Annotated in this window: 5 protein-coding genes; 3 read left to right on the top strand and 2 right to left on the bottom strand. The window is 60.9% G+C overall.

Going from position 1 to position 8,451, the window contains the following annotated elements:
* Positions 1 to 206: 206 nt before the first annotated feature.
* Together ACXAH0_RS19110 and acnA are read right to left on the bottom strand one after the other, a co-directional pair.
* Entirely contained in the window at positions 207 to 1,901 is a 1,695-nt protein-coding gene (locus tag ACXAH0_RS19110) for a DUF1963 domain-containing protein (RefSeq protein ID WP_475194202.1), read from the bottom strand.
* Positions 1,902 to 2,234: 333 nt separating this feature from the next.
* Complete coding sequence (gene acnA / locus ACXAH0_RS19105; protein WP_475194199.1) at positions 2,235 to 4,910, bottom strand: aconitate hydratase AcnA; 2,676 nt, start codon at positions 4,908 to 4,910, stop codon at positions 2,235 to 2,237.
* 544 nt (positions 4,911 to 5,454) lie between these two features.
* Between acnA and ACXAH0_RS19100 the strand changes: the two genes are divergently transcribed.
* From ACXAH0_RS19100 to ACXAH0_RS19090, 3 genes are read left to right on the top strand one after another with little or no spacing between them, the layout of a single operon-like run.
* Positions 5,455 to 6,168, top strand: a complete 714-nt coding sequence (locus ACXAH0_RS19100) for a DUF4129 domain-containing protein (protein WP_475194197.1) — start codon at positions 5,455 to 5,457, stop codon at positions 6,166 to 6,168.
* Positions 6,165 to 7,496 (top strand): hypothetical protein, encoded by a 1,332-nt coding sequence (locus ACXAH0_RS19095; RefSeq protein WP_475194194.1) that lies wholly within the window; start codon positions 6,165 to 6,167, stop codon positions 7,494 to 7,496. The genes ACXAH0_RS19100 and ACXAH0_RS19095 overlap by 4 nt, the downstream gene beginning before the upstream one ends.
* Complete coding sequence (locus tag ACXAH0_RS19090) at positions 7,486 to 8,442, top strand: AAA family ATPase (protein ID WP_475176198.1); 957 nt, start codon at positions 7,486 to 7,488, stop codon at positions 8,440 to 8,442. The genes ACXAH0_RS19095 and ACXAH0_RS19090 overlap by 11 nt, the downstream gene beginning before the upstream one ends.
* The last annotated feature ends 9 nt before the right edge of the window (positions 8,443 to 8,451 follow it).

The following is an 8,451-nucleotide window of genomic DNA, read 5'->3' as shown; positions in this document are numbered from 1 at the left end:
AAATCGATGAAACACCCCCGGATCAATCCGATCCGGGGCAAAAACGCGGGCCTCATGGCTGAAAGCCGTCGGGACGCCTCAAAATAGCGGGTTGTTGCGGGTGCCCAGCTAAGAAAATGAGCCCCGCGGAAACCGCCAAGTCCATGCTCTGACGCAGCAAATCGCAGCGCCGAGTCCAGGCGCAAGCCTCAAAATGGGCGGCTGGATCAGTAGCATTCCATGACCGCTGCTGCATGTTCAAAAGCCCCATCCGCCAGATCCTGGGCGGAAATCGTGACATAGAGGATGCCCGCATCGCCCCAAAGCCAGTTCATGGCCGTGTCGCTGGCAACATGCAACAGTGTCACATGGGAGGTTGGGCCGGTCTGAGGGGCGGACTGCAAGGCATCAAAGGCCCCGCCGGACCGGTGCGCCCGGTTGTCGTAAAGATGCCGCCAGCAAGGCAGGAACTGCGCCAGAACGTCTTCCGGTACGAGATGCCGCCGCTCCGGATCGGTGTAGTAGTCGGCAACATACTCCCAAAGCCGCAGATGATTGACATCATAAAGGCTCCAAAGGGAGATCTGATCCTCATCGGCTGCAAAGCGCTGCCGGATGCTGCTGAATTCCCCAAAATCCAGAAAGTTGAACTGGCTGGTCCGCGTGTATTTCAGATAGTCCTGAATGCCCCGCCACTCTGCCGGGGTCAACGGAGTGTCCAGCGCGTCCTTGTTGAACTGAGCCCGCATGTCTCGCAGATCGCGCAAGGCGTTCTGGCGCCAGATGTCATTGGCCCTGGCCGCGTCCGCGCAATAGGTGCGCAGGGCCTCGGCAGACGGATAGCGCTCCAGAAGCGCAGCCAGCCGCTTCTGACTGTCGAGCCGCCCCTCCATATGCCGCAGGCGCTCCTGATCGTCTGCCCGCTCCGCCCTGTCCGCTTGCTCCAGAGACAGGCGCAGATCCGCAATGGCCTGCTCCTGCGCGGGAAGGTCCGGCACAAGCCTTGCAAAAGCCTCTGAATCGCGCAGGCCATCCACAACCGTTTCTGGGAGATCAGGCTTCAGCGGATGTTTGGCCAGCCGCGCAGAGATGAACGACAGCACGGCCAGTGCCATGCGCTCGGTGAAAGGGGCAGGTGCGGGCGGGTGCTGGTCGTCCGACACGTCCAGCCGGGCATAAAGCGTGCTGGCAAACCCCTCAGGCGTCACTTTCAGTCCCTTCGGATCCGGAATGGCATTGGGCACCATCACCAGATCCAGCGGCCAGCGGCGCCATAGGGCCGGCACGTCGCCGGTTCCCTGCAGATAGCCATAGTCAGACCCCGCGCAGACCCCGTCATGCACCGGCCCGAGATCTTCCGGCGGCTGGCGTTCCACGCCAAGGGTCCTTGTGTGAATGACCCGGCAGCCATTGCCGTTGCCATCGAGTGCGCAGGTTCTGGGATTGACGAAAAACAGCAGCCAGCCATCGCGCGGCCCAAGCCCGCCCCACAAGTCCTCGGGAAGATCGGAGCAGCAGAGCTGCGCCAGAAAATGCAAGGGCACATCTCCCTTGTGCAGCTGGTCCGGCATGGTGGCCCGGGGCCAGGGCACGGTTTCCGGCATCATCGGCAGGCCGCCGAACCAGGAACGCGGCGATTCATCGGACCGGATCGGCACCTGCCGCCGAAGCACCGCCGAGACGGTTTCCACCACCTGGATCGGTTCGGCCAGCGCAGTCGCGCCTCCCGAAATCCGCACCCCGGTACCACAATCGAAGTGCGGCTCGGGCAGAGAAGGGACGTCCGGCACAGGCTGGGCGTAAGCCTGTCGGGCCCGTCCAGCCTGACCGGCGACAGCGCCTCCGGCCCGCCGGAGCCGTTTCAAGGCCCGGAATTCACTTTGGGCGAGCACCGCCTGCACCCGGTCGGTCCCAACAAACAACTCCGCTGCCTGCCGCCTGCGGCGGCGGCCGATCAAGAATTCGCGCAGACCAGACAAAAGCAACCAGAATATGAAAGTAAATATGATTAAAATTAAAAGCAAAACAGAAACAAACAAAATTCCTGATTCATCGGTAAAACTAACAGTCATTACATCTTCCAGGCATCGTTTCTTTCCGTAAATCACTTATGTATTAAAATATTAAGGCGTCGTAAATTCTGTTTTACGGATTTTATAGTTCGTCAAATCTAGGAAAAACTTTGAAAAATCAACAAACCACAACGGGCCCCGAAGGGCCCGCACAACTCAAGTTTCAACAGAGATCAAGCCGGATCAGCCCGCCACAAGATTGCGGAGCACGTAGTGCAGGATGCCGCCTGCCTTGATGTATTCCAGTTCGTCCTCCGTATCGACACGGCACAGGCATTCGATGGTTTTCGTGGTGCCGTCCTCATAGGTGACCTCCACATCCATCATCTGGCGCGGCTTGATATCGGCGACGCCGGTGATGGTGACCCGCTCCGTGCCTCGAATGCCATGGGACTGCCAGCTCTCCCCTTCCTTGAAGGTGAGCGGCAAGACGCCCATGCCCACCAGGTTGGAGCGGTGAATGCGCTCAAACGACTGTGCGATGACGGCACGCACACCGAGCAGCTTGGTGCCCTTGGCGGCCCAGTCCCGTGACGAGCCGGTGCCGTATTCCTTGCCTGCAAAGACAACCAGCGGCGTGCCGGCGGCCTTGTATTCCATACAGGCGTCGTAGATCCACTCCTTCTTGCCATTCTTCATGGTTACCCCGCCTTCAACGCCGGGCACCATCTGGTTCTTGATGCGGATATTGGCGAAGGTACCGCGCATCATGACCTCATGATTGCCCCGGCGCGAGCCGAAGGAGTTGAAGTCCTTGCGGGCCACCTGATGCTCGCTCAGATACTGGCCTGCCGGGCTTTCCGCTTTTATGGCACCCGCCGGGGAAATGTGGTCGGTGGTAATGCTGTCCAGAAAGAGCCCCATGACCGCTGCGCCGTTGATGTCTTCCAGCGGTTTGGGCTCCATGGTCATGCCCTCGAAATAGGGAGGGTTCTGCACATAGGTCGAGGAGACCGGCCAGCCATAAGTCAGGCCGCCTTCCACCTTGATCGCCTGCCATTGCGCATCTCCTTTAAAGACGTCGCCATAGCGTTCGCGGAACATCTCCTCGGTAATGGACGCCCGGATCAGACTGGTGATTTCCTCCGCCGTTGGCCAGATATCCTTCAGATAGACCGGATTGCCGTCCTGATCTTCGCCCAGCGGGTCTTTGGTGATGTTGATGTTCATGCTGCCCGCAATGGCATAGGCCACCACCAGGGGCGGTGATGCCAGATAATTGGCACGCACATCCGGATTGACCCGGCCTTCGAAATTGCGGTTGCCCGACAGGACCGAACAGGCGATCAGGTCATGGTCGGTGATCACCTGCGAGTAGGCCGGATCGAGCGGACCGGAATTGCCGATACAGGTGGTGCAGCCATAGCCGGCCAGGGTGAAGCCGAGTGCGTCCAGATCCACCTGCACGCCGGCCTTGGCCAGATAGTCGGTCACCACTTGGGAGCCCGGCGCCAGCGATGTCTTGACCCAGGGTTTGACCTTGAGACCTTTTTTCAATGCATTACGGGCCACCAGCCCGGCCCCGATCAGAACCGAGGGGTTGGAGGTGTTGGTGCAGGAGGTGATGGCCGCAATCACCACATCGCCATTGCCCAGCTCATGATCCTTGCCCGGCACCGGAACGCGCGTTGTCATCGCATCGGCCTTATTGAACTCCTCGGCCATGGTTGTGGCAAAGCCTTCGGCCGCATCGGCCAGATTGATCCGGTCCTGCGGGCGTTTCGGGCCGGAGATGGAGGGAACAACCGTGGAAATATCCAGTTCCAGCGTATCGGTGAAGTCCGGCTCCTCGCCGCCGGAGCGGAACATGCCCTGGGCCCGGGCATAGCTTTCCACCAGAGCCACCCGTTCCTTGTCGCGGCCGGTCGCTTCCAAATATTTGAGCGTATCGCTGTCCACCGGGAAGAAGCCGCAGGTTGCTCCGTATTCCGGGGCCATATTCGCAATAGTGGCCGCATCTTCGAGCGACAGATTATCGAGGCCCGGGCCATAGAATTCGACAAATTTGCCGACAACGCCCTTCTGGCGCAGCATTTCGACCACCCGCAGCACCAGGTCGGTGGCGGTGATGCCGTCATTCAGCTTGCCGGTCAGCCTGAAGCCGATCACTTCCGGGATCAGCATGGAAATCGGCTGGCCAAGCATGGCCGCCTCCGCTTCGATGCCGCCGACACCCCAGCCCAGAACCGCCAGACCGTTGACCATCGTGGTATGGGAATCCGTGCCAACCAGCGTATCCGGATAGGCAATGGTCTCGCCGCCCTCCTCCCGGGTCCAGACCGTCTGGGCCAGATATTCCAGATTGACCTGATGGCAGATGCCGGTGCCGGGCGGGACCGCGCGGAAGTTGTCAAAGGCGGACTGACCCCAGCGCAGGAACTCGTACCGTTCCCGGTTGCGCTCATATTCCAGATCCACATTCTTCTTGAAGGCATCCTGCGTGCCGAAATAGTCGATCATCACCGAATGGTCGATCACCAGATCAACCGGCACCTGCGGATTGACCTTTTCCGGATCCCCGCCCAGCTTGACGGCGGCATCGCGCATTGCCGCCAGATCCACCACCGCCGGAACACCGGTAAAATCCTGCATCAGGACCCGGGCAGGGCGGTAGGATATTTCGTGGGAGGACGTGCGGGTTGTCAGCCATTGGGCACAGGCAAGAATGTCTTCCCTGGTCACCGTGCGCCCGTCTTCAAAGCGCAGCAGGTTTTCAAGCACCACTTTCAGCGAGAATGGCAGTCTGGAAACCCCGTCGAGGCCGTTCTTTTCGGCCTCGGGAATGGAAAAGTAAGTGTAGGTTTTTCCCCCGACCTGCAGGGTCTTTTTGGATTTGAAGCTATCAAGGGACTGGGTCACGGCGTGCGATCTCCTTAAGGGTCCGTGGCCTCCGCGCCGTCTCCGGGCGGCGGCCTGTCACAATCTCTGGTCGCTCCGCCTTGGGAGCTCTTGCCCGTTTCGGGCCTTTTTTGGATCGGCCCGTTTCAGGCCTTTGTTTTGTGCCGGCGCGCCAGACAGTCACAGCTTATCCTTGAGGTCACGCCGCTTTGCCGCCCCATCAGAATACTCAGGCCCGGTCTTTAGAACACCTGCTCCAGCCCCCAGAAAATGGGGCTGACAGCCTCCTGCTGCAAGGAGTTGACCGGTGATTGTTGAAGCGCTTCCCTATATTGCATACAAAAGTATACAAAATCAAGATCCTTCTGGATTCATACCAAGCGCAGCTGATCCTGACCCATCTGCCCGCGCTATGTATAAAGTATGTCCCAATATTTCCAGAACCGCGTGTGCGGCAAAAAACTCACAGTCCTCGCCCGCCGTAAAAAGATCGGCAAGGCTACCTACCCTTCTGGTAACCGGCAGGTTATGGTGCCTTTAATCCGCACTCGGTATCAAATGCATCATGCGTCTTTTTTTGATTATTGCGTTTGTCTTCGGCCTTGCCGCCTCAGCATTTCAAGCCAGCGCCCAAACCCCGGCACAAGACCCTGTCGAGATCGACGACGCCGGGAAGGCTTATCTGAACGCAGTCCGCCTGCGCGGGATCTCCACAGACGTGAGCTATTACGACCCTGACGGACCCGCGCCCGCGCTGGACACACAGCAACAACCCGAAACAGAAAAGCAGGACGAGACAAGCCCGGAGAGGGTCACCATGTCCCGCTGGACCGTGGGTCTCATCGCTGGTCTTTTCCTGGCCGGGATTGTCTATGTGATCCTGCGCTTTGGCGGCGACATTGCCATTTCCCTGGACCGGGACGCGGCCAACCCGGACCGGCAGCGGCGGCACATGAAGGGGGCTCCCCCGGCCTGGGCGGAAAAGCTGGGCTCCTTTCAGGACATCATGAAGATTGAGGACCGGCGCCGCGCCCTGGTGCTCCTGACCCAGAAACTGCTGGCAACGCTTGCCACCGGCCACGGCGTTTTGATGCAGCGCAGCTGGACCGCGCGCGACACGATTGGCCACATTCCGCTTCAGCCCGCACAGCAGTCCCTGTTGCGCAGCCTCGTCCTGACCAGCGAGCGGGTGCAGTTCGGCGACCGGGACGTGTCCGAGGACGAGTTCAGCGCCCATGTCTCCTCCTGTCAGCAACTGCTTTCGGCCGGCACCGCATGAGCCAGACCGACACCAGCCCACGCGCCGGCGGCCCGCGTCTTGAGGTGGTGGCCATTGCCGCGATCTGTGTGATCGCGCTTCTGGGGCTTTGGTATGTGCTGTCCCAGCGCCAGCAGAGCCTGCGCAGTTCGGCAGCCGGTCTGGATGGATTGCAGGTTTGGCTCACCGCCAATGGGGTCAACAGTTACAATTTTGCCGGCGGCTGGCCGATTGACGAAACATCGGTCGATCTTCTGATCCTGCCAATTTATGATACGGCGCTTGGCATCGCACGCGAGCGCCCCACCACAAAGGAAGCCTTGCTGGAGCAGCAGGACGAATATGACCTTGATCCGGTCCAGATCCGGCTCAAGGCACATAAAGTCCCGACCCTGCTCGTGCTGCCCAAATGGCGAAGCGGCATGCGCCTCACCGGCCGGGCGCATCCGGTTTTGTTACTTGAGGCCAAACGGGTCGAACAAACCCTTGCCGCCCTGACCAGAGGCACACCGGAGCTGACCCAGTCCGCAAGCCCGTTCACCCCCTTCCGTTTTAAAGACCCGCAGGGCCGCAACCTGACGGCTGAGATCTACAGTCCGCAGACCTTCAAGAACGCGGACTGTACCCCCTTGATCGGAAGCCCCTCCGCCATGATCCTGGCGGACTGCCCGCTCAAGATCGGGAAAGATGAACAGGAAGACGGCGGCCGCAACCGTGTGCTGATCCTGTCAGACCCGGATCTGATAAACAATCACGGCTTGCGCCTTGGCGACAATGCCCGGATCGCCCTTGGCTTTCTCTCTGAGCGGAAGGACGAGGGCAACATCGTGATCGATTACAGCCGCAGTTCCTGGCTGCGCGATCCGCGCTCCGAACCGGAACGTGAGCGCACCTGGTCAGACCTTGCCCGCTTTTTCGCCCCCCCCTTCCTGATCCTGTGGCTCGGCGCCGGCCTGCTTCTGATCCTGTTTATGTGGCGGGCCGCGCTGCGCTACGGCCCCGTTCTCCGTGAGCGCACCGGCCAGGGGGCCAGCAAGGCGCTTGCGGTGGCCGCCCGGGCGCGGCTGATGCGCCTGACAGGTCAGGACGGCGCGCTGGTGCGCGACTATGTGGCAGCGCGGATTGCCGCGGCCGCCGCCGCTCATTTCGGCCCGGCCCATGCCCGGCACTATTCCCGGCAGGACACGTTCCTGGGCTATGCGGAACGGCAATATCCGGCTGAAGCCCCGAGGCTTCGTGCTGTACTGGACCAGGTGCGTGACCTGCCCGCCCGTATTTCACCTGCGGATGCCATTCACCTTATTGACGAATTCGAACAGGTTTTGGAGCAAATCACCCATGACGCTTGAAGTCCTCCGCCAACGGACGGATGCCCTGAGAGCCGAGATCGGACGCACGGTTCTCGGTCAGGAGAACATCATCGACCTCCTGCTGATCGCCCTGTTCGCCCGTGGCCATATCCTGCTGGAAGGCCCTCCGGGCACCGCAAAGACCTTGCTGGCGCGCAGCTTCTCCGCCGCGCTCGACCTTGAGTTCGGCCGTATCCAGTTCACCCCGGACCTGATGCCCGGCGATGTTCTGGGAACCTCCATTTTCGATTTCAGAACCAACGCCTTCGTGCTGACCAAGGGCCCGGTCTTTTCCCAGGTGCTCCTGGCCGACGAGATCAACCGGGCCCCACCCAAGACCCAGGCCGCCCTGCTGCAAGCCATGAACGAGCGTATGGTCAGCATTGACGGCACGGACCACTCGCTGGGCTCCGATTTCATCGTGGTGGCCACACAGAACCCGATTGAGCAGCAGGGCACCTATCCCCTGCCCGAAGCCCAGCTCGACCGGTTCCTGTTCAAGCTCATGATCGACTTCCCCCCCGAGGCGACCGAGATGGCCATCCTGCGCCAGCACGCCGCCCAGCCGCTGGAAGCGGGCAGCGAAACCTCTGGCCTGTCCAAGGTGCTGGACGCGGCAGCCCTTTCGGAAACCAGAGCGCTGATCGACGGCATCATCCTGAAGGACGACATTCTCGCCTATATCCTGCGTTTGGTACGCGCGACCCGGGAGAACCCGGAAATCGCCTTTGGTGCGTCCACCCGGGCGGCCGACGCGCTGGTCAGCGCCACACGGGCCGCCGCAGCCCTCAACGGGCGCGACTTCGCGATTCCCGACGATGTCAAACGGCTTTTCATCCCCGCGCTGCGCCACCGGATCGTACTGGGCCCGGCGGCCGAAATTGAAGGCCGCAGCTCCGATCAGGTCCTGGACAACATTCTCAACCAGATTGAGGCCCCCCGCTGATCCGGCCCT

This window comes from Roseibium sp. AWQ4_290 (assembly GCF_056160985.1).
This window is presented reverse-complemented; position numbering and strand designations above follow the sequence as displayed.

Coding starts and splice junctions, on each gene's coding strand:
- ACXAH0_RS19090 (WP_475176198.1), top strand. CDS start 7,486: ATGACGCTTGAAGTCCTCCGCCAACGGACGGATGCCCTGAGAGCCGAG.
- ACXAH0_RS19095 (WP_475194194.1), top strand. CDS start 6,165: ATGAGCCAGACCGACACCAGCCCACGCGCCGGCGGCCCGCGTCTTGAG.
- ACXAH0_RS19100 (WP_475194197.1), top strand. CDS start 5,455: ATGCGTCTTTTTTTGATTATTGCGTTTGTCTTCGGCCTTGCCGCCTCA.